Source organism: Pseudomonas sp. B6002 (assembly GCF_013385985.1).
In the GTDB taxonomy this organism is placed as follows: domain Bacteria; phylum Pseudomonadota; class Gammaproteobacteria; order Pseudomonadales; family Pseudomonadaceae; genus Aquipseudomonas.
On the sequence record NZ_JACAOY010000008.1, the window covers coordinates 120,884 to 141,024 of the forward strand.

A 20,141-nucleotide genomic window follows, 5' to 3' on the forward strand; every position below is an offset into this window, starting at 1 on the left:
GCTCCTACAGGTTAATAAATGTGGGAGCTGGCTTGCCTGCGATGGGGCCATCAGGCCTTGAACACTTCATCCAGCAAATTGTGCATCGAGGTGAACGCCCGCTTGGCGGTCTTGGCGTCGTACATCATCTTGCCCGGCACGTTGGCGTGCGGGTCGGTGAAGGAATGCACCGCACCGCCGTAACTCAGCAGTTGCCAGTCCACACCGGCCGCGTTCATTTCTTCCTCGAACTTCGGCAGTTGCTCTTTCGGCACCAGTGGGTCGGAAGCGCCGTGCAGCACCAGCACCGAGCCCTTGACGTGTTTCGCGCCGTCCGGGTTCTGGGTGTCGATGGTGCCGTGGAACGATACGGCCGCCTTCAAGGGTGCACCGGTACGCGCCAGTTCCAGCGAGCAGAAACCGCCAAAGCAGAAGCCGAAAGTCGCCAGTTTCGAGGTGTCCACCTCAGCCTGGCCCTGCAGTTGTTCAAACGCTGCCTGCATCAGTTTGAGCAACTTCGGGTTGTCGTTCTTCAACGGCATCATCGCCGCGCCGGCTTCATCGCCATTCGACGGACGCACGGTCTGCCCGTACAGGTCGGCGATCAGCACCACGTAGCCCTTGCTGGCCACGCTCTTGGCGATCTCTTCAGCACCTGCACTCACACCCATCCAGTTCGGCGCCATCAACAGGCCTGGCAGCGCCCCTTTGTGGCTGGCATCGAACGCCAGACGGCTTTCATAAGACTGGCCATCAATCTGATAGACCACGGAACGTACAGTGACTTGGCTCATCATTTACTCCAGTTGAGGTGCACTAGAACGAAAAAACCCGCCGAAGCGGGTTTTTCTACAACGGTGTTAAACCGACAGTTCAACCAACAGCTTGTTCAGTCGGCGCACGTAGGCGGCCGGGTCTTTCAGGCTGTCGCCAGCGGCCAGGGCCGCCTGGTCGAAGAGGATGTGCGACAGGTCGCCAAAACGCTCTTCGCTCTGCTCGCCGTCGAGTTTCTCGATCAGCGGGTGAGCCGGGTTGAATTCGAAGATCGGCTTGGAATCCGGCACCTTCTGACCGCTGGCTTCAAGGATCTGGCGCATCTGCATGCCCAGGTCCTGCTCGCCGATGGCCAGGATCGCCGGGGAATCGGTCAGGCGGTGCGATACACGCACTTCGCTGACGGCATCGCCCAGGGCGGTCTTGATGCGCTCGACCAGGCCTTCTTTGGCCTTCGCGGCTTCTTCGGCTTCCTTCTTCTCTTCTTCGGAGTCCAGGTTACCCAAGTCCAGGTCACCACGGGCCACGTCGACGAAGGACTTGCCGTCGAACTCGCTGAGGTAGCTCATCAGCCACTCGTCGATACGGTCGGTCAGCAGCAGCACTTCGATGCCTTTCTTGCGGAAGACTTCCAGGTGCGGGCTGTTCTTGACCTGAGCGTAGGTTTCGCCGGTGAGGTAGTAGATCTTGTCCTGACCTTCCTTGGCGCGTGCCAGGTACTCGGCCAGGGACACCACTTGCTCACCACCCTCTTCCTGGGTCGAAGCGAAGCGCAGCAGGCCAGCGATTTTTTCCTTGTTGGCGAAATCTTCAGCCGGGCCTTCTTTCATCACCTGGCCGAAGTTTTTCCAGAAGCCTTTGTATTGCTCAGGCTCGTTCTTCGCCAATTTTTCCAGCATGTCGAGTACACGCTTGGTCAGCGCCGACTTCATGGAATCGATGATCGGGTCTTTCTGCAGGATTTCCCGCGACACGTTCAGCGACAGGTCGTTGGAATCGACCACACCCTTGATGAAGCGCAGGTACAACGGCAGGAAGGATTCCGCCTGGTCCATCACGAACACGCGCTGCACATACAGCTTCAGGCCTTTCGGCGCTTCACGCTGATACAGGTCGAACGGCGCACGGGCTGGCACGTACAGCAACGAGCTGTATTCCAGCTTGCCTTCGACCTTGTTGTGGCTCCAGCTCAGCGGGTTTTCGTAATCGTGGGCGATGTGCTTGTAGAACTCCTGGTATTCCTCGTCTTTGACTTCAGTACGAGGACGGGTCCACAAGGCGCTGGCACGGTTGACCACTTCCCATTCCTGGGCAGGTTTTTCCTCACCTTCGGCAGCGGCCTGTTCTTTCGGCAGCTCGATCGGCAAGGCGATGTGGTCGGAGTATTTCTTGATGATGTTGCGCAGGCGGTAACCGTCGGCGAACTCATCTTCAGCGGATTTGAGGTGCAGCACGATGCGGGTGCCACGGTCAGCCTTGTCGATGGTGGCGATTTCGAACTCGCCCTCACCTTTGGAAGCCCAGTGCACACCTTCGCTGGCAGCCAAACCGGCGCGGCGGCTGAACACTTCAACCTTGTCGGCAACAATGAAGGCCGAGTAGAAGCCCACGCCGAACTGGCCGATCAGGTGCGAATCTTTCTTCTGATCGCCCGACAGGTTTTTCATGAAATCGGCGGTGCCGGATTTGGCGATGGTACCCAGGTGGGTGATCGCGTCTTCGCGGCTCATGCCAATACCGTTGTCTTCAAGGGTGACGGTCTTGGCGTCCTTGTCGAAGCTCACGCGGATTTTCAGTTCGGCGCCACCTTCCAGCAACTCAGGCTTGGACAGGGCTTCGAAACGTAATTTGTCGACAGCGTCAGAGGCGTTCGAGATCAATTCGCGAAGGAAGATTTCCTTGTTGGAATACAGCGAATGGATCATGAGGTGCAGCAGTTGCTTCACCTCGGTCTGGAAGCCCAGGGTTTCCTTTTGAGTTTCCACACTCATGGTCATCAAACTCCAATTGGATGGCAATGGCCGCCCTTCGAGGTGGGCGGCGGGTTGTCATCAAAGTTGGGGGCTAAGACAGGGATTTCAAGGGCGCACCGATTCCTCAATCTTGAAATGTGCACGGGCGGTGGCAATCGGTTCGGCTGGAGTGCTCTGCCAGGCGGTGATCGCCACGTTCGCCACACGCCGCCCCTGTCGCCATACCTGGCATTTGGCGTAGGTGTCGCGGGCCTGCCCGGCGCGCAGGTAGTCCAGGGAGAAGTCGATGATTTTCGGCAGCCCCGGCGAGCCGGTGAAGACCAGCAGGTGCAGGGCCGCTGCTAGCTCCATGAAGCCGGCAATCACGCCACCGTGCAGCGCCGGCAATATGGGGTTACCAATATTGTCCTTGTTGGCTGGCAGGCGAAACAGCAGCTCGTCGCCCAAACGGGTGCATTCAATGCCGATCAGCTTGGCGTAGGGAATCAGGTTGAGCAGCGCCTCGTAATCACCACGCTCGTGAGCCTGCTCGAGGCGGGTCTTGAACCGGTGTGTCATGCCTGCGCCCCCTTGATGGTGTTGCCCAGCCCTTGCGCGCCTTTGAGGCGCTTGCCCATGCGCATGAACGTGCCCACGACATGGGCGATAGGTTGCTGCGGATCGTCCTGATAGGCGAAGCCGCGGGTGAAGATCACGTCGGTGGTCACTCGGTAACATTGCGCGAAGCCGTAGACCGGCTTGTGGGGTTCGGCGGGGTGCATGTAGTCAACGCGCAGGTCGAGGGTCGGGCAGACCTCGAATTCCGGCAACACGCACAGGGTGGCCATGCCGCAAGCAGTATCCATCAAGGAGGTCAGCGCGCCGCCGTGGATCACTCCAGTCTGGGGATCGCCGACGATATGGGCGCTGTAGGGCAACATCAGTGTCATGCCCTCCTCGCTGGCCTGATGAGCGGTAATGCCCAATACCTGGCAATGGCGCAAGGCCGATACAAAGCGCGTCGCACGCTCTAACAGGGGATTTTCGGTCATTATTTTCAGACTCTTATTAGTGTTGATCCGCAAAATGGTCGAGGCAGATAAAGTTCCTGCCCGCGCGCGATTTATATATCTATGAAACAAAAGGAACTAATGCCGAACCGCCATGCTCGAAAGGCCAGTAGATATCTTCAATAAGGAGAAACACCCCATGCGCAAGACTTTAGCTATTTCCATGATGCTCGCCGCTGCCCTCGGTCTCGCTGCCTGCGACAAGAAATCCGAAGACAAAGCCCAAGACGCCGCTGCACATTCCGAGCAAGCTCAGAAAGACATGGCGAAGGCTCAGGATAAAGTGAACGACGCTGCGAAAGAAAACGCCGATGCTGCCAAAGCTCAGGCTGAATCGAACGCAGCCGCCGCCAAAGAAGCAGCACCTGCTACCCCTGCCACCGGTTCTTGAGACCGCGGCTTGAAATAGCTTTGTTGCAATAAAGAAAGCCCGCTTAGATAGCGGGCTTTTCTTTGTCTGCTGTTTTTAGTTCGCGTGTTAATACTGAATGGATTAAGCAGGTTCTTTGGCGGGCTCGGGCAACGGTGTATCCGTGGGGGTATAGACCATCACCTGCAGTACATCGGAGTGAAACTCACGCCGGTACAACACCAACACCACCCCGCTGCTCATCAACATGAACAACCAGGGGCTGACAAACCACGCGAGCATGGTCATGCCGAAGTAATAAGAGCGCAGGCCAAAGTTGAACTGGTTGGCCGCCATGGAAATCACCCGCGCCGCGCGAAGGGCAAACGCATTGCGCTCCTGCTCTGACACATGTCGTTCACCGATCATCGGCGCCGATCCCACCAGCACCGCCGCAAAGTTGTATTGACGCATGCACCAGCTGAACGTGAAGAACGCGTAGACAAACACCAGCGCCAGGCACAGCAGCTTGATTTCCGACATACCCTGGGACGCCTGCTGCACCATGGGGATGTCCGCCAGCAACGACACCGCCCGCTCCGAAGCGCCGAGGACGGTGAGAATGCCGGCCAGGATGATCAAGGTGCTGGACGCAAAGAACGACGCGTTGCGCTCCAGGTTGCCGATCACACTGGCGTCGGCGATACGGTTGTCGCGCAGCAGCATGCGGCGCATCCAGTCTTCGCGGTACAGGTGCAACACACTGGCCAGGCAAGCCGTGTCCCGGGCCTTCCAGGTGGCATAACGGGTGTAGCCGCCCCAGCACAGGGCAAACCAGAAGGCGGCGAGCAGGTGGATCTGGTTGTTTTCGATGAACGACATGCGGGTCCTTGTGCGTTACAGGAGTGACGAGCACGGCCCTTGTGGGAGCTGGCTTGCCTGCGATAGCGGGGTATCAGCCAGCCTGTTCAGTGGCTGACACACCGCTATCGCAGGCAAGCCAGCTCCCACACTGACCGCATTTCAATTTTGGAATGCTGTTTCGACGCCAGTTCAGGTGAAAAGACACTGCCTGATGCCCATAAAAAATGCCCCGTATCGATTGATACGGGGCATTTCGGTACAGCGCGTAGCCGTGGGTTAAGCGATGGCTTCGCTGCGCTTGCCCAGCATACGGTCAACCACCACTGCGACGACCAGCGTCATTACCGAAGGCACCAGCCACGCCAAGCCCTGTTCGCTCAGCGGCAGGTGCGCCAGTTGCGATGGCATCCAATCCGCCAGGCCTGCGCCCTTCAGTGCGTCGATGCAACCAAAGATGAACGACACCAGCATCACCGGCCCCACGATACGGCCTTGCTCCTGCCAGAAGTCTTTGCAGAAGCTCAGGGCCACCAGCACGATGCACGGTGGGTAGATCGCAGTGAGTACCGGGATCGAGAACGCAATCAGCTTGGTCAGGCCCAGGTTGGACACGAACAGCGAGAACAGCGCCAGGATCACCACCAGTGTCTTGTAGGACAGTGGCAGGATACGGCTGAAGTACTCGGCGCAAGCGCAGGTCAGGCCGACGGCGGTCACCAGGCACGCCAGGGAGATCAGCACGGCCAGGAAGCCGCTGCCCAGGGAGCCAAAGGTGTGTTGCACATAGGCGTGCAGCACCGCTGCACCATTGCTGGCACCGGCGGCAACCGCGTGGCTGCCCGAACCGAGGCGGAACAGGCTGATATACACCAGGGCCAGGCCGACACCGGCGATCAAGCCAGCGATGATGGCGTAGCGGGTGATCAGTTTTGGCGACTCGACGCCCCGGGAGCGGATCGCGTTGACGATCACGATGCCGAACACCAGCGCGCCGAGGGTATCCATGGTCAGGTAACCATTGATGAAGCCTTGGGAGAACGGTGCAGCTACGTATTCCGGCGTTGCCACACCCACTTCACCGGCCGGCAAGGCAAATGCGGCGATACCCAGGATGGCCAGGGCGATGATCTTCAGCGGTGCGAGGAAGCGCCCCACGGTGTCCAGCAGTCGGCCTGGGTACAGGGACACAAAGAACACCACCAGGAAGTACACCGAGCTGTAGAGGAACAGCGCGAGCGGGCTTTCGCCGGTCAGCGGCGCCAGGCCCACTTCAAAGGACACGGTCGCGGTACGCGGGGTGGCGAACAGCGGCCCTACCGCCAGATACGCCGCCGCCGCGAGCAGGCCACCGGCGATCTTGCCGATCGGGCTACTCAACGCGTCCATGCCGCCACCGACCTTGGCCAGAGCGATCACGGTGACCACCGGCAGACCCACTGCCGTGATCAGGAAGCCCAGCGCTGCCATCCAGACGTGAGGCCCGGACTGCAAACCAACGATAGGCGGGAAGATGATGTTGCCGGCGCCCACGAACAGGGCAAACGTCATAAAGCCCAACGCCAGGATATCCTGGCTTTTCAACACTTTCATTTGAGGAAATACCACACTACTGAATCGGAATTTAGAGAGGGATTCCCTATGGATGAGGGAAATACTGCCGGCCCTTATGGCGGCCGACCGGTCTAGCGCGGGGCTTCCTTTTGGGATGCGCACGCATAAAGAGGCGGGTAGGTTACAGAAATTGGCTGACGAACGCACTGTTGCGGGGCGAACTGTCCGATAAGCGACATCTTCATGTCGCGTTTTCATACCTTATTGGACAACCCGACCCCATGTGGGAGCTGGCTTGCCTGCGATAGCGGTGTGTCATCCAGCATTTTCGTTGGCTGACGCACCGCTATCGCAGGCAAGCCAGCTCCCACAGTTGACCGAGTAGACACCCAAAAAATGGGCAAACGCGGAAAGCACAAAGGCCACCCGAAGGTGGCCTTTGTGTTGGTAAAGCATCAGCTAAGCGCGAGGCTTACTTGACAGCCCAACCGGTCAGCTCGGCCAGGGCCTTGCCGATGTCTGCCAGCGAACGCACGGTTTTAACGCCTGCGTCTTGCAGAGCAGCGAATTTCTCGTCTGCAGTGCCTTTGCCGCCAGAGATGATTGCGCCAGCATGGCCCATGCGCTTGCCAGCAGGGGCAGTCACACCAGCGATGTAGGAAACTACCGGCTTGGTCACGTGTGCCTTGATGTAGGCAGCCGCTTCTTCTTCAGCCGAACCGCCGATCTCACCGATCATCACGATCGCTTCGGTCTTCGGGTCTTCCTGGAACAGCTTCAGGATGTCGATGAAGTTCGAGCCTGGGATCGGGTCACCGCCAATGCCGACGCAAGTCGACTGACCGAAACCGGCGTCAGTGGTCTGCTTAACAGCTTCGTAGGTCAGGGTGCCGGAACGGGAAACGATACCGACTTTGCCTGGCAAGTGAATGTGACCTGGCATGATGCCGATCTTGCATTCGCCTGGAGTGATCACGCCTGGGCAGTTAGGGCCGATCAGGACTACGCCCAGCTCGTCGCACTTAACTTTAGCGTCCAGCATGTCCAGGGTAGGAATGCCTTCGGTGATGCAGACGATCAGCTTGATGCCGCCGAAGGCCGCTTCCAGGATCGAGTCCTTGCAGAAAGGAGCTGGAACGTAGATCACGCTGGCGGTGGCGCCAGTGGCAGCTACAGCGTCTTTCACGGTGTTGAACACTGGCAGGCCCAGGTGCTCGGTGCCGCCTTTGCCCGGCGTTACGCCGCCAACCATCTTGGTGCCGTATTCGATGGCTTGCTGGGTGTGGAAACTACCTTGCGAACCGGTAATACCCTGGCAGATAACTTTGGTGTCTTTATTGATCAGGACGCTCATTATTTGCCCTCCGCAGCTTTAACAACTTGTTGAGCAGCGTCGGTCAGGCTGGTAGCCGCGATGATGTTCAAACCGCTTTCTGCCAGTACTTTAGCGCCCAGTTCAGCATTGTTACCTTCAAGGCGAACAACAACCGGGATTTTAACGCCGACTTCTTTCACTGCACCGATGATGCCTTCGGCAATCATGTCGCAACGAACGATGCCGCCGAAGATGTTGACCAATACTGCAGCGACGTTGGAGTCGGACAGGATGATCTTGAAGGCTTCAGTCACGCGTTCTTTGGTAGCACCACCACCTACGTCGAGGAAGTTGGCTGGTTTGCCGCCATGCAGGTTGACGATGTCCATGGTACCCATGGCCAGGCCAGCACCGTTGACCATGCAACCGATGTTACCTTCCAGGGCTACGTAGTTCAGTTCGAACTTGGCAGCGTGCGCTTCGCGCGGATCGTCTTGCGACGGATCGTGGAAAGTCTTCAGCTTAGGCTGACGGTACATGGCGTTGGCGTCGATGTTGATCTTGGCGTCCAGGCAGTGCAGATCGCCGTCAGCCTTGATCACCAGCGGGTTCACTTCCAGCAGGGCCAGATCGTGATCCTGGAACAGTTTGGCCAGACCTACGAAGATCTTGGCGAACTGGGCAACTTGCTTGCCTTCCAGGCCCAGCTGGAAAGCCAGCTCGCGACCCTGGAATGGCTGAGCGCCAACCAGTGGATCGATGGTGGCTTTCAGAATTTTTTCTGGGGTTTCGTGAGCGATTTTCTCGATGTCCACGCCACCTTCGGTGGAAGCCATGAACACGATGCGACGGCTCGAACGGTCAACGACAGCGCCCAGGTACAGCTCTTTAGCGATATCAGTGCACGATTCAACCAGGATCTTGGTGACTGGTTGGCCATTGGCATCAGTCTGGTAAGTCACCAGACGCTTGCCCAGCCACTGCTGTGCGAAGGCCTTGGCGTCTTCTTTGCTGCGAACCAGCTTAACGCCGCCCGCTTTACCGCGACCACCGGCGTGAACCTGGGCTTTGACAACCCACTCAGTGCCGCCGATTTTGTCGCAAGCTTCTGCTGCTGCTTCCGGGGTGTCTACTGCGTAGCCCTTGGATACTGGCAGGCCGTATTCAGCGAACAGCTGCTTACCCTGATACTCGTGAAGATTCATGCTTTTTACCGTCTTCGTTAGGTACTGCGCATTCGGCGCTGCGCTCATTATGAGTGCCGCGCCACCTGTGACTGCTGCTTGCGCAACTTGCGGGGCTTAACGCCCGTAAAGCTGCGCAAGACTGCGTCCAGCGGATATTCCGCGGTGAGTCTTGCGCGCAAGGCTCACGACGGGCAACTCCGCCGTGGTTTCTTATTATCTCGCTTAGCGCTTCTTGCGGTTGGCGATGTGGATGGCGCCGCCATTCACTGCCAACGCAGCTTCGTGCAACGCTTCGGACAGGGTCGGATGGGAGAAGACCATCATGCCCAGGTCTTCGGCGCTGGTGCCGAATTCCATACCGATAGCGCCTTGCTGAACCAGTTCTGCAGCGCTTGGGCCAATCACGTGGACGCCCAATACGCGGTCAGTCTTGGCATCAGCGATGACTTTGACAAAACCACCGGTGTCGTTGGCTGCCATGGCACGGCCAGAAGCGGCAAACGGGAAGGTGCCGACGTTAACTTCAACGCCTTCAGCTTTCAACTGCTGTTCGTTCTTGCCGACCCATGCAATTTCCGGGTGGGTGTAGATAACCGATGGAATCAGGTCGTAGTTCATCTGGGTTTTGTGGCCCTTGATGCGCTCGACAACCATGATGCCTTCTTCGGAAGCCTTGTGCGCCAGCATCATGCCGCGCACCACGTCGCCGATGGCGTACACGCCAGGCACGGTGGTCGCGCAGTGATCGTCAACGTGCACGTAGCCGCGCTCGTCGAGGGTCACGCCGCTGTCGGCAGCCAACAGGTCGGTGGTCACTGGACGGCGACCAACGGCTACGATCAGCTTGTCGAAAGTGATGGTTTTTTCGCCATCCTTGTCGGTGTAGTTAACAACGACTTCTTCGCCATTCACTTTGGAGCCGGTCACGCGAGCGCCCAGCTTGATGTCCAGACCTTGTTTGGTCAGGGTTTTCAGTGCTTCTTTGGACACAGCGGTGTCGGCGGCCAGCAGGAACGTGTCCAGGGCTTCCAGCACAGTCACTTCAGCACCCAGACGGGACCATACGGAACCCAGTTCCAGGCCGATCACGCCAGCACCGATCACGCCCAGGCGCTTAGGTACAGCCTGGAATTCCAGGGCGCCGGTCGAATCAACGATCACGTTGTTGTCGACTGGAGCTGGTGGAATGTCGATTGGGCGCGAACCTGGCGCCAGGATCACGTTTTCAGCTTCGATGACTTCAACCGAGCCGTCTGGCTTGGTGATTTCGATCTTCTTGCCAGCCAGCAGCTTGCCGTGGCCCTGGATCGAGGTCACACCGTTGGCCTTGAACAAGGTCGCAACGCCGGAAGTCAGGCCCTTAACGATGTTGGCTTTACGGCCGACCATTGCTGGCACGTCCATGGTCACGCCAGCATGGTTGATGCCGTGGATCGCGAAGCCGTCTTGGGCTTCGTGGAATTTCCAGGAGCTGTCCAGCAGCGCCTTGGAAGGAATGCAACCGACGTTCAGGCAGGTACCGCCCAGTGCCAGTTTGCCTTCCTTGTCGGTGTATTTTTCGATGCAAGCAGTCGAGAGGCCCAGTTGTGCGGCCTTGATGGCGGCAACATAGCCGCCAGGACCTGCACCAATCACTACAACGTCAAATTTCTGCGACATGAAAATAGTTCCTCTATTTAGCAGCAAGCTTTCAAGCCGCAAGCCCAGGGTCAAGCTGCCTTGACTGGCAGTTTGCCCCAGGGCCTGCAGCTGCTTCTATCAGATATCCAGCAGCAGACGAGCCGGGTCTTCCAGCAGGTTCTTGATGGTCACCAGGAAAGTCACGGCTTCTTTACCATCGATCAGGCGGTGATCGTAGGACAGCGCCAGGTACATCATCGGACGGATCACGACCTGGCCGTTGATGGCCATCGGACGCTGGATGATGTTGTGCATGCCCAGGATCGCAGCTTGTGGTGGGTTGACGATCGGAGTCGACATCATCGAACCGAAGGTACCACCGTTGGTGATGGTGAAGGTACCGCCGGTCATCTCGTCGATGGTCAGCTTGCCGTCACGGGCTTTCTTGCCGAAGGTGGCGATGCCGCCTTCGATTTCAGCCAGGCTCATCAGTTCGGCGTTACGCAGAACCGGAACCACCAGGCCGCGGTCGCTGGACACGGCAACGCCGACGTCTGCATAGCCGTGGTAAACGATGTCGTTGCCGTCGATCGAAGCGTTGACTGCCGGGAAGCGTTTCAGCGCTTCGGTGGCCGCTTTCACGAAGAAGGACATGAAGCCCAGACGCACGCCGTTATGGCTCTTCTCAAAGAGATCCTTGTACTTCGAACGCAACGCCATGACTTCGGTCATGTCGACTTCGTTGAAGGTAGTCAGCATCGCCATGTTCGATTGTGCTTCAACCAGGCGCTTGGCCACGGTGGCACGTACACGGGTCATCGGAACGCGCTTCTCGGTGCGGTCGCCAGCAGCGAACACAGGCGCAGCAGCAGCCGGGGCAGCAGCCTTGGCAGGTGCGGCAGCTGGAGCGTTCTTCTTGGCTTCAACAGCCGCAACCACGTCTTCCTTGGTGATGCGACCATCTTTGCCGGTGCCTTTTACGGAAGCCAGGTTGATGCCGTTCTCTTCAGCCAGCTGACGGGCAGCCGGTGCAGCGATCGGGTCTTCAGCGCCAGCAGCCGGAGCGGCAGCTGGAGCAGCGGCGGCGGCCGGTGCAGCAGCGGCAGGAGCAGCGGCAGCAGCGCTGCCCTCTTCGATCGAACCCAGAACCTGGTTCGACAGAACGGTAGCGCCTTCTTCGGCAACGATTGCGCCCAGTACGCCGTCAGCTTCAGCCAACACTTCCAGAACGACTTTGTCGGTCTCGATGTCGACGATCAGGTCGTCACGCTTTACGGCGTCGCCTGGTTTCTTGTGCCAAGTGGCAACGGTGCCATCGGCAACCGATTCCGGGAATGACGGGGCTTTGATTTCGATAGCCATTATCTGTGGGTCCTTAAAATTCGGTTTCAGTCAGCGCGAAGGCGTTAAACAGTGAAAGCATCTTGCAGCAGTTTTTCCTGCTGCTCGGCGTGCATCGACGCATAACCACATGCAGGTGCAGCAGAAGCATCGCGACCGGCGTACTCCAGGTTCAGCGCCTTGTTGTGGTTACCCATGCTGCGACGCAGGTGATGCTGGCTGCTGTACCACGCGCCCTGGTTCATCGGTTCTTCCTGGCACCACACCACGTTAGTGAGGTTGGTGTAAGGCGCGATGGCCTCCATCAGGTCGTCTTCCGGGAACGGGTAAAGCTGCTCGATACGCACGATGGCGATGTCTTCGCGGCCTTCGGCACGGCGTTTTTCCAGCAAGTCGTAGTAGACCTTGCCACTGCACAGGATCAGGCGAGTCACCTTGGCCGCGTCCAGCGCGTCGATTTCCGGGATCACGGTCTGGAACGAACCATCCGCCAGATCTTCCAGGGTCGAGATGGCCAATTTGTGACGCAGCAGCGATTTCGGGGTCAGCACTACCAGCGGCTTGCGCAGCGGGCGGATCACCTGGCGACGCAGCAAGTGGTAGATCTGGGCCGGGGTCGTCGGCACGCACACCTGAATGTTGTGCTCGGCGCACAGCTGCAGGTAACGCTCCAGACGGGCCGAGGAGTGCTCAGGCCCCTGACCTTCATAACCGTGTGGCAGCAACATGGTCAGACCGCACAGACGGCCCCACTTGTGCTCGCCGCTGGTGATGAACTGGTCGATCACTACTTGAGCACCGTTGGCGAAGTCGCCGAACTGGGCTTCCCAGATCACCAGCGCGTTTGGCGTGGTGGTCGAGTAACCGTATTCGAACGCCAGTACGGCTTCTTCGGACAGGAACGAATCGTACAGGTCGAAACGCGGCTGGCCTTCGTACAGGTGTTGCAGCGGTACGTAGGTGGTTGCGTCTTTCTGGTTGTGCAGAACCGCGTGACGGTGCGAGAACGTACCACGGCCGATGTCCTGGCCAGTCATGCGGATCGGGTGACCTTCGAACGCCAGGGTCGCGTACGCCATGGTTTCAGCGTAACCCCAGTTGATCGGCAGGCCGCCGGCTTGCATCTTCTGACGGTCTTCGTAGATCTTCGCAACCTGGCGCTGTACGACGAAGCCTTCCGGGATTTCCAGCAGCTTGGCAGACAGTTCCTGCAGGGTCTTGAGGTCGAACGACGTGTCGTGACGGGCAGTCCAGCCGTGGCCCAGATACGGGCGCCAGTCCACAAACAGCTCTTTGTTCGGCTCTTTAACCAGGCTCTTCACAACATGCAGACCGTTGTCCAGCGCGTTGCGGTATTCGTCGACTTTCGCCTGAACACGCGCATCGTCAACCACACCGGCCTTGGTCAGGCTTTCGGCGTACAGCTCACGGGTAGTGCGCTGCTTGGTGATCTGCTGGTACATCAACGGCTGGGTGCCGCTTGGCTCGTCCGCTTCGTTGTGACCGCGACGGCGGTAGCAAACCAGGTCGATGACCACGTCACGCTTGAACTGCATGCGGTAGTCGACAGCCAGTTGGGTCACGAACAACACGGCTTCCGGATCATCACCATTCACATGGAGGATCGGCGCCTGGATCATCTTGGCAACGTCGGTCGCGTACTCGGTAGAGCGTGCGTCCAGCGGGTTGCTGATGGTGAAGCCCACCTGGTTGTTGATGACGATGTGAACGGTGCCGCCGGTCTTGAAGCCGCGAGTCTGCGACATCTGGAACGTTTCCAGGACCACGCCTTGACCGGCGAATGCCGCGTCACCGTGGATGGAAATCGGCAGGACCTTCTCACCGGTAGCGTCGTTGCGACGATCCTGACGTGCACGGACCGAACCCTCGACCACCGGGGAAACGATTTCCAGGTGGGATGGGTTGAAGGCCATGGCCAGGTGAACTTCACCGCCGGTGGTCATCACGTTGGACGAGAAGCCCTGATGGTATTTAACGTCACCGGAACCCAGCTCGACCTTCTTCTTGCCTTCGAACTCGTCGAACAGCTCACGCGGGTTCTTGCCGAAGGTGTTGACCAACACGTTCAGGCGACCACGGTGGGCCATGCCGATCACGATTTCCTTGGTGCCGTAGGAACCGGAACGCTGGATCAGCTCGTCGAGCATCGGGATCAGGCTTTCGCCGCCTTCCAGGCCGAAACGCTTGGTGCCCGGGTATTTGGTACCCAGGTATTTTTCCAGGCCTTCAGCGGCGGTCACGCGCTCAAGCAGGTGGCTGCGAACATCGGCGGACAGAACCGGACGGCCACGCACGCCTTCCAGGCGATGCTGGAACCAGTGGCGCTGCTCGGAATCGGTGATGTGCGTAAATTCAGCGCCGATGGTGCGGCAATATGTCTGCTGCAACGCTTCGTGAATTTCGCGTAGGCTCGCTTCCTCTTTGCCGATGAACAGGTCGCCGGCACGGAAGGTCGTATCAAGATCGGCATTGGTCAAGCCGTAATGATTGATCGACAGGTCTGCAGGTGCAGGACGCTTCCAGAGCCCCAGCGGGTCAAGCTGGGCCGCCTGGTGGCCACGCATCCGGTAGGCCTGGATCAGTCGCAGTACTTCAACTTGCTTCTTCTCGTGCTCGCTGCTCACGCTACCGGCGGAAACCGGCTGGGCGCGGCGCTGGTTCTTTGCCAGCAGCACAAACTGATCGCGAATTGTTGCATGCGATACATCGGTGGCAGCGTTGCCGTCTGAAGACAACGTCTGAAATTTGGTGCGCCATTCTTCTGGCACAGCGTTAGGGTCGTGCAGGTAGAGCTCATAAAGCTCTTCCACATAGGCAGCGTTACCACCTGAAAGATAGCCGCTGTTCCACATGCGCTGCATCACGCTTTCTTGCATGCTTGGTCACCCTCGATTTGGGGACACCACCGGCGAAAACACCGAGTTTGCTTGCAAAAGGCCAAGTGCAGCGACCAAAACAAGCCACTTAGGATCACGCTGATAGTTCGGGTACCAACCCGAATGCCCCTGCTTGTCTCATTTCTTCAAAATAAGAGCCGCGGCTTTGTAAGTCGCTGCTCAAGTTAAAACTACGGCGCCGGTTGAAGCCTGCGCCGTAGCATTTACGGGCACAACGGTCCTGCTTTGCTACAACGTCAGTTACACGCCGCTTTGCAGCAGCATGTTACGGATGTGACCAATGGCCTTAGTCGGGTTCAGGCCTTTGGGACATACGTTGACGCAGTTCATGATCCCGCGGCAGCGGAATACGCTGAACGGGTCATCCAGTGAAGCCAGACGCTCGGACGTCTTGGTGTCACGGCTGTCTGCCAGGAAGCGATAGGCTTGCAGCAGCGCAGCTGGACCCAGGAACTTGTCCGGGTTCCACCAGAAGGACGGGCACGAGGTCGAGCAGCAAGCGCACAGGATGCACTCGTACAGACCGTCGAGCTTTTCACGCTCTTCAGGGGACTGCAGACGCTCGATGGCCGGAGCCGGCGTGTCGTTCTGCAGGAACGGCTTAACTTTCTCGTATTGCTTGTAGAAGATGCTCATATCGACGACCAGGTCACGGATAACCGGCAAACCTGGCAGAGGACGAACGATCAGCTTGTTGCCTTTGACCACGGCCGACAGCGGCGTGATGCACGCCAGGCCGTTTTTGCCGTTGATGTTCATGCCGTCGGAACCGCAGACACCTTCACGGCAAGAGCGACGATAGGAGAAACCTTCGTCCTGCTCTTTGATCAGTGCCAGTACATCCAGCACCATCAGGTCTTTACCACCGGTATCGACCTGGAATTCCTGCATGAACGGCGCGGCGTCCTGATCAGGGTTGTAGCGATAAACACTGACTTTCAACATGGCAGCCACCCTTAGTAAGTCCGAATCTTCGGTTCAAACGTCGGAACCGTCTTCGGCGAGAAGTTCACGGCACGCTTGGTTACGCGCTTGTCACCCGGGAAGTACAGGGTGTGGCACAACCAGTTTTCGTCGTCGCGATCTTCAAAGTCTTCACGGGCGTGGGCGCCACGGGATTCTTTACGAACCTCGGCCGCGATGGCAGTCGCTTCGGCCACTTCCAGCAGGTTTTGCAGCTCAAGGGCTTCGATACGAGCGGTGTTGAACGCCTGGCTCTTATCGTTGATCTTGACGTTGGCGATGCGCTTGCGCAGATCCGCCAGCTGGGCAATACCCTTCTGCATGTATTCGCCGGTACGGAATACACCGAAGTAGTTCTGCATGCAGCTTTGCAGCTCGCGACGCAGGGTGGCTACGTCTTCGCCATCGGTACGTTCGTTCAGGGCGTTCAGGCGCGCCATGGCCGCGTTGATGTTGGCTTCGGTAGCGTCGTCGTAATGGATACCGTCGGTCAGCGCCTTTTCCAGGTGCAGGCCGGCAGCACGGCCGAATACCACCAGGTCGAGCAACGAGTTGCCGCCCAGACGGTTGGCACCGTGAACCGATACGCAAGCCACTTCACCCACTGCGAACAGGCCAGGGATGATGGCGTCTTTACCTTCGCTGTCCTGGGTGATCGCCTGGCCATGAATGTTGGTGGCAACGCCGCCCATCATATAGTGGCAAGTCGGAACAACCGGAACCGGAGCAACGACCGGGTCAACGTGCGCGAACGTCTTGGACAGTTCGCAGATACCTGGCAGGCGGCTGTGCAGCACTTCCTCACCCAGGTGATCGAGCTTGAGCAGTACGTGGTCGCCGTTAGGGCCACAGCCGTTGCCGGCGATGATTTCCTTAACCATCGAGCGAGCAACAACGTCACGACCCGCCAGGTCTTTCGCGTTCGGAGCGTAACGCTCCATGAAACGCTCGCCGTGCTTGTTGATCAGGTAACCACCTTCACCACGGCAACCTTCTGTCACCAGCACACCGGCGCCGGCGATGCCGGTCGGGTGGAACTGCCACATTTCGATGTCTTGTACCGGTACGCCAGCACGCAGTGCCATGCCAACGCCGTCGCCGGTATTGATCAGGGCATTGGTGGTCGACGCGTAGATACGGCCTGCACCGCCAGTCGCCAGAACGGTAGCATTGGCGCGGATGTAGGTGGTTTCACCGGTTTCGATGCAGATGGCGATCACGCCAACAAATGCACCGTCGGCGTTCTTCACCAGGTCTACCGCGTAGTACTCGTTCAGGAACGTGGTGCCGGCTTTCAAGTTGCCCTGATAAAGGGTGTGCAGCAGCGCGTGACCGGTACGGTCGGACGCCGCGCAGGTACGGGCAGCCTGGCCGCCTTTACCGTAATCCTTCGACTGACCGCCGAATGGACGCTGGTAAATACGACCTTGCTCGGTACGGGAAAACGGCAGACCCATGTGGTCCAGCTCGAACACCGCGGCCGGGCCTTCTTGACACATGTATTCGATAGCGTCCTGGTCACCGATGTAGTCGGAACCCTTGACGGTATCGTACATGTGCCAGCGCCAGTCATCGTTCGGGTCGGCGGACGCGATGGCGCAGGTGATGCCACCCTGGGCCGATACGGTGTGGGAACGCGTTGGGAACACCTTGGTGATCACGGCAGTCTTGTGACCACCCTGAGCCAGCTGCAGCGCTGCGCGCATGCCAGCACCGCCGCCACCAATGATGATGGCGTCGAAGGAAATAGTTGGAATGTTAGCCATGAATCAGATACCCCAAAGAATCTGCACACCCCAGACGAAGTAAGCGAACATTGCAACGCCGCAGACTGCCTGGAAGAGGAAACGTACTGCGGTCGCGGACTTGCCCAGCGCCATCGGCGTCAGGTAGTCGGTCGCGATGGTCCACATGCCAACCCAGGCGTGAGCGCCCAGGGCTACAAGGGCCAGCAGACTGAAGATTCGCATCGCATTGTGGGAAAACAGGCCATGCCATTGCTCATAGCTGATGCCTGGATTTGCGACGAGGTATCCGATCAGGAAAATGAAATAAGCCGCGAGAACGACCGCAGACACACGCTGTGCCATCCAGTCATAGAGGCCCGAACGCGAAAGGTTCGTAACGCTGGTTACCATATCCAAACTCCTGCCAGAACGATCAGCACCACGGAAATGGCGATGATGATTTTCGAGCCCAGGCGGCCGCCTTCCAGCGTCTCACCGATACCCGCATCCATGATCAAGTGGCGCACACCGGCAACCAGGTGATACAGCAGAGCGGACAGGAGGCCCCATGCTACGAACTTGGCCAGCGGGCTGGTCAAGCATGCCTTCACCTCGGCGTAACCTTCCTCGGAACCCAGGGATTTGCTCAATGCATAAAGCATGATGCCCAAGCCCAGGAACAGGATGATGCCGGAAACACGGTGCAGGAACGACGTAACGCCGGTGATGGGGAGTTTGATGGTCCTTAGGTCTAGGTTTACAGGTCGTTGGCTATTCACGGCTTTTTTTCACACTGAAGAGCCCCTAACAATCAGGGCAAAGTTGTTGGGGAGTGCACTGGTCAGGTAAGCACCACCCAGGGAGTGCGACCCCCAATGAAAGCAAGCCCAAAAGCCCTTGGCGGTCGGTGGCCGAGTATAGACAGTTAGGTTACTAATGACAACGCGCCGTCCTCACCCTAATAGCTGATTGCGCTGGCGGTATAAAAGGCGTAAATGGCAGTCAATTTCGAGGAAAAAGTACGGTTAAAGCCTTCTGGCGCAAGACTTTAGGCAAATTGACATCTGGATTTATATCAATATAGTGGTGCGGGCCCTGCGTGGGGGGTCTGTCTGATGATTTGAAGCATAAATAGGAGGCCACATGGCTGACAAAAAAGCGCAGTTGATCATCGAGGGCGCAGCCCCCGTCGAGCTGCCCATTTTAACCGGCACCGTTGGTCCCGATGTTATCGACGTACGGGGCCTGACGGCCACGGGCCGTTTCACTTTCGACCCAGGCTTCATGTCGACCGCCTCTTGCGAGTCGAAGATCACCTATATCGATGGCGACAATGGCATTCTGCTGCACCGGGGCTACCCGATCGAGCAGTTGGCCGAGAAGTCGGACTACCTGGAAACCTGCTACCTGCTGCTAAATGGCGAATTGCCAACCGCTGAGCAGAAAGCCAAGTTTGTCAGTAATGTGAAGAACCACACCATGGTTCACGAGCAGTTGAAGACCTTCTTCAACGGCTTCCGTCGCGACGCCCACCCGATGGCGGTCATGTGCGGCGTGGTCGGCGCCCTGTCGGCCTTCTATCACGACTCCCTCGACATCAATAACCCGCAGCATCGCGAAATCTCCGCGATCCGCCTGGTTGCCAAGATGCCGACCCTGGCCGCGATGGTGTACAAGTACTCCATGGGCCAACCCATGATGTACCCGCGCAACGACCTGTCGTATGCGGAAAACTTCCTGCACATGATGTTCAACACGCCGTGCGAGATCAAACCGATCAGCCCGACACTCGCCAAGGCCATGGACCGGATCTTCATCCTCCACGCCGACCACGAGCAGAACGCATCGACTTCCACCGTGCGTCTGGCCGGCTCTTCGGGTGCCAACCCGTTCGCCTGTATCGCCGCCGGTATCGCCGCACTGTGGGGCCCTGCCCACGGCGGTGCGAACGAAGCCGTACTGACCATGCTCGATGAAATCGGCGATGTGTCCAACATCGACAAGTTCATCGCCAAGGCCAAGGACAAGAACGATCCGTTCAAGCTGATGGGCTTCGGTCACCGGGTCTACAAGAACCGCGACCCACGCGCCACCGTGATGAAGCAGACCTGCGACGAAGTGTTGAAGGAACTGGGCATCAAGAACGATCCGCAACTCGAACTGGCCATGCGCCTGGAAGAGATCGCCCTGACCGACCCGTACTTCATCGAACGCTCGCTGTACCCGAACGTCGACTTCTACTCGGGGATCATCCTCAAGGCGATCGGCATTCCAACCAGCATGTTCACCGTGATCTTCGCCCTGGCGCGGACCGTGGGCTGGATCTCCCACTGGAAAGAAATGCTCTCCAGCCCGTACAAGATTGGCCGCCCGCGCCAGCTGTACACCGGCTACGAGTCGCGTGACATCACCCAGCTGGAAGACCGCAAGTAAGCCGCTAACGGCTTGATTGCTCTGAATAAGGCCTCCCTAACGGAGGCCTTATTCGTTTCTGCGCCCCCCCCCTACAACACCACCCCCTCTGTAGGAGC

General features: G+C 58.4%; 17 protein-coding genes. 2 read left to right on the forward strand and 15 right to left on the reverse strand.

Features of this window, described 5'->3' with window-relative positions; genetic code table 11:
- Window positions 1–50: 50 nt before the first annotated feature.
- The 4 genes from HX792_RS12990 to HX792_RS13005 form a co-directional block, all read right to left on the reverse strand.
- The gene (locus HX792_RS12990; RefSeq protein ID WP_176996487.1) at window positions 51–773 is read right to left on the reverse strand and encodes a dienelactone hydrolase family protein; all 723 of its coding nucleotides are present in this window, start codon (window positions 771–773) and stop codon (window positions 51–53) included.
- 66 nt (window positions 774–839) lie between these two features.
- Entirely contained in the window at window positions 840–2,744 is a 1,905-nt protein-coding gene (gene htpG / locus HX792_RS12995; RefSeq protein WP_176996488.1) for a molecular chaperone HtpG, read from the reverse strand.
- An 87-nt stretch (window positions 2,745–2,831) separates the two neighbouring features.
- Window positions 2,832–3,284: a PaaI family thioesterase gene (locus HX792_RS13000; RefSeq protein ID WP_176996489.1), complete on the reverse strand. Its 453-nt coding sequence runs from the start codon at window positions 3,282–3,284 to the stop codon at window positions 2,832–2,834.
- Window positions 3,281–3,757, reverse strand: coding sequence for a PaaI family thioesterase (locus HX792_RS13005; protein WP_176996490.1), 477 nt, complete (start codon window positions 3,755–3,757; stop codon window positions 3,281–3,283). The genes HX792_RS13000 and HX792_RS13005 overlap by 4 nt, the downstream gene beginning before the upstream one ends.
- Before the next feature lie 157 nt (window positions 3,758–3,914).
- Here HX792_RS13005 and HX792_RS13010 point away from each other — a divergent pair, with 157 nt between their 5' ends.
- A complete protein-coding gene (locus HX792_RS13010; protein WP_012723095.1) occupies window positions 3,915–4,166 on the forward strand; it encodes a hypothetical protein in 252 nt (83 codons plus the stop codon).
- Between the two features lie 102 nt (window positions 4,167–4,268).
- Here HX792_RS13010 and HX792_RS13015 read toward each other — a convergent pair whose 3' ends face one another.
- From HX792_RS13015 to sdhC, 11 genes are all read right to left on the reverse strand, one after another.
- A complete protein-coding gene (locus HX792_RS13015) occupies window positions 4,269–5,006 on the reverse strand; it encodes a DUF599 domain-containing protein (protein WP_176996491.1) in 738 nt (245 codons plus the stop codon).
- Between the two features lie 258 nt (window positions 5,007–5,264).
- Window positions 5,265–6,578, reverse strand: coding sequence for a branched-chain amino acid transport system II carrier protein (gene brnQ / locus HX792_RS13020; protein WP_176996492.1), 1,314 nt, complete (start codon window positions 6,576–6,578; stop codon window positions 5,265–5,267).
- A gap of 433 nt (window positions 6,579–7,011) precedes the next feature.
- Entirely contained in the window at window positions 7,012–7,893 is an 882-nt protein-coding gene (gene sucD, locus HX792_RS13025) for a succinate--CoA ligase subunit alpha (protein ID WP_003172813.1), read from the reverse strand.
- On the reverse strand, window positions 7,893–9,059 hold the full coding sequence (sucC, locus tag HX792_RS13030; protein ID WP_003233235.1) for an ADP-forming succinate--CoA ligase subunit beta: 1,167 nt from the start codon (window positions 9,057–9,059) through the stop codon (window positions 7,893–7,895). The genes sucD and sucC overlap by 1 nt, the downstream gene beginning before the upstream one ends.
- Before the next feature lie 204 nt (window positions 9,060–9,263).
- Window positions 9,264–10,700, reverse strand: coding sequence for a dihydrolipoyl dehydrogenase (gene lpdA, locus HX792_RS13035; protein WP_176996493.1), 1,437 nt, complete (start codon window positions 10,698–10,700; stop codon window positions 9,264–9,266).
- Between the two features lie 99 nt (window positions 10,701–10,799).
- Window positions 10,800–12,023 carry a 2-oxoglutarate dehydrogenase complex dihydrolipoyllysine-residue succinyltransferase gene (odhB, locus tag HX792_RS13040; RefSeq protein ID WP_028615713.1) on the reverse strand — a complete coding sequence of 408 codons (1,224 nt, stop codon included), beginning with the start codon at window positions 12,021–12,023 and terminating at the stop codon, window positions 10,800–10,802.
- Between the two features lie 44 nt (window positions 12,024–12,067).
- Window positions 12,068–14,899: a 2-oxoglutarate dehydrogenase E1 component gene (locus HX792_RS13045; RefSeq protein ID WP_176996494.1), complete on the reverse strand. Its 2,832-nt coding sequence runs from the start codon at window positions 14,897–14,899 to the stop codon at window positions 12,068–12,070.
- A gap of 261 nt (window positions 14,900–15,160) precedes the next feature.
- Window positions 15,161–15,865: a succinate dehydrogenase iron-sulfur subunit gene (locus HX792_RS13050; RefSeq protein ID WP_003172807.1), complete on the reverse strand. Its 705-nt coding sequence runs from the start codon at window positions 15,863–15,865 to the stop codon at window positions 15,161–15,163.
- An 11-nt stretch (window positions 15,866–15,876) separates the two neighbouring features.
- The gene (gene sdhA, locus HX792_RS13055; RefSeq protein WP_176996495.1) at window positions 15,877–17,649 is read right to left on the reverse strand and encodes a succinate dehydrogenase flavoprotein subunit; all 1,773 of its coding nucleotides are present in this window, start codon (window positions 17,647–17,649) and stop codon (window positions 15,877–15,879) included.
- Window positions 17,650–17,652: 3 nt separating this feature from the next.
- Window positions 17,653–18,021, reverse strand: coding sequence for a succinate dehydrogenase, hydrophobic membrane anchor protein (sdhD, locus tag HX792_RS13060; protein WP_016974690.1), 369 nt, complete (start codon window positions 18,019–18,021; stop codon window positions 17,653–17,655).
- Window positions 18,015–18,389 carry a succinate dehydrogenase, cytochrome b556 subunit gene (gene sdhC / locus HX792_RS13065; protein WP_016979564.1) on the reverse strand — a complete coding sequence of 125 codons (375 nt, stop codon included), beginning with the start codon at window positions 18,387–18,389 and terminating at the stop codon, window positions 18,015–18,017. Before sdhC ends, sdhD begins: the two co-directional genes overlap by 7 nt.
- Window positions 18,390–18,753: 364 nt before the next feature.
- On the opposite strand from sdhC, the gene gltA reads away from it, so the two are divergent.
- A complete protein-coding gene (gene gltA / locus HX792_RS13070; protein ID WP_176996496.1) occupies window positions 18,754–20,043 on the forward strand; it encodes a citrate synthase in 1,290 nt (429 codons plus the stop codon).
- Window positions 20,044–20,141: the final 98 nt, after the last annotated feature.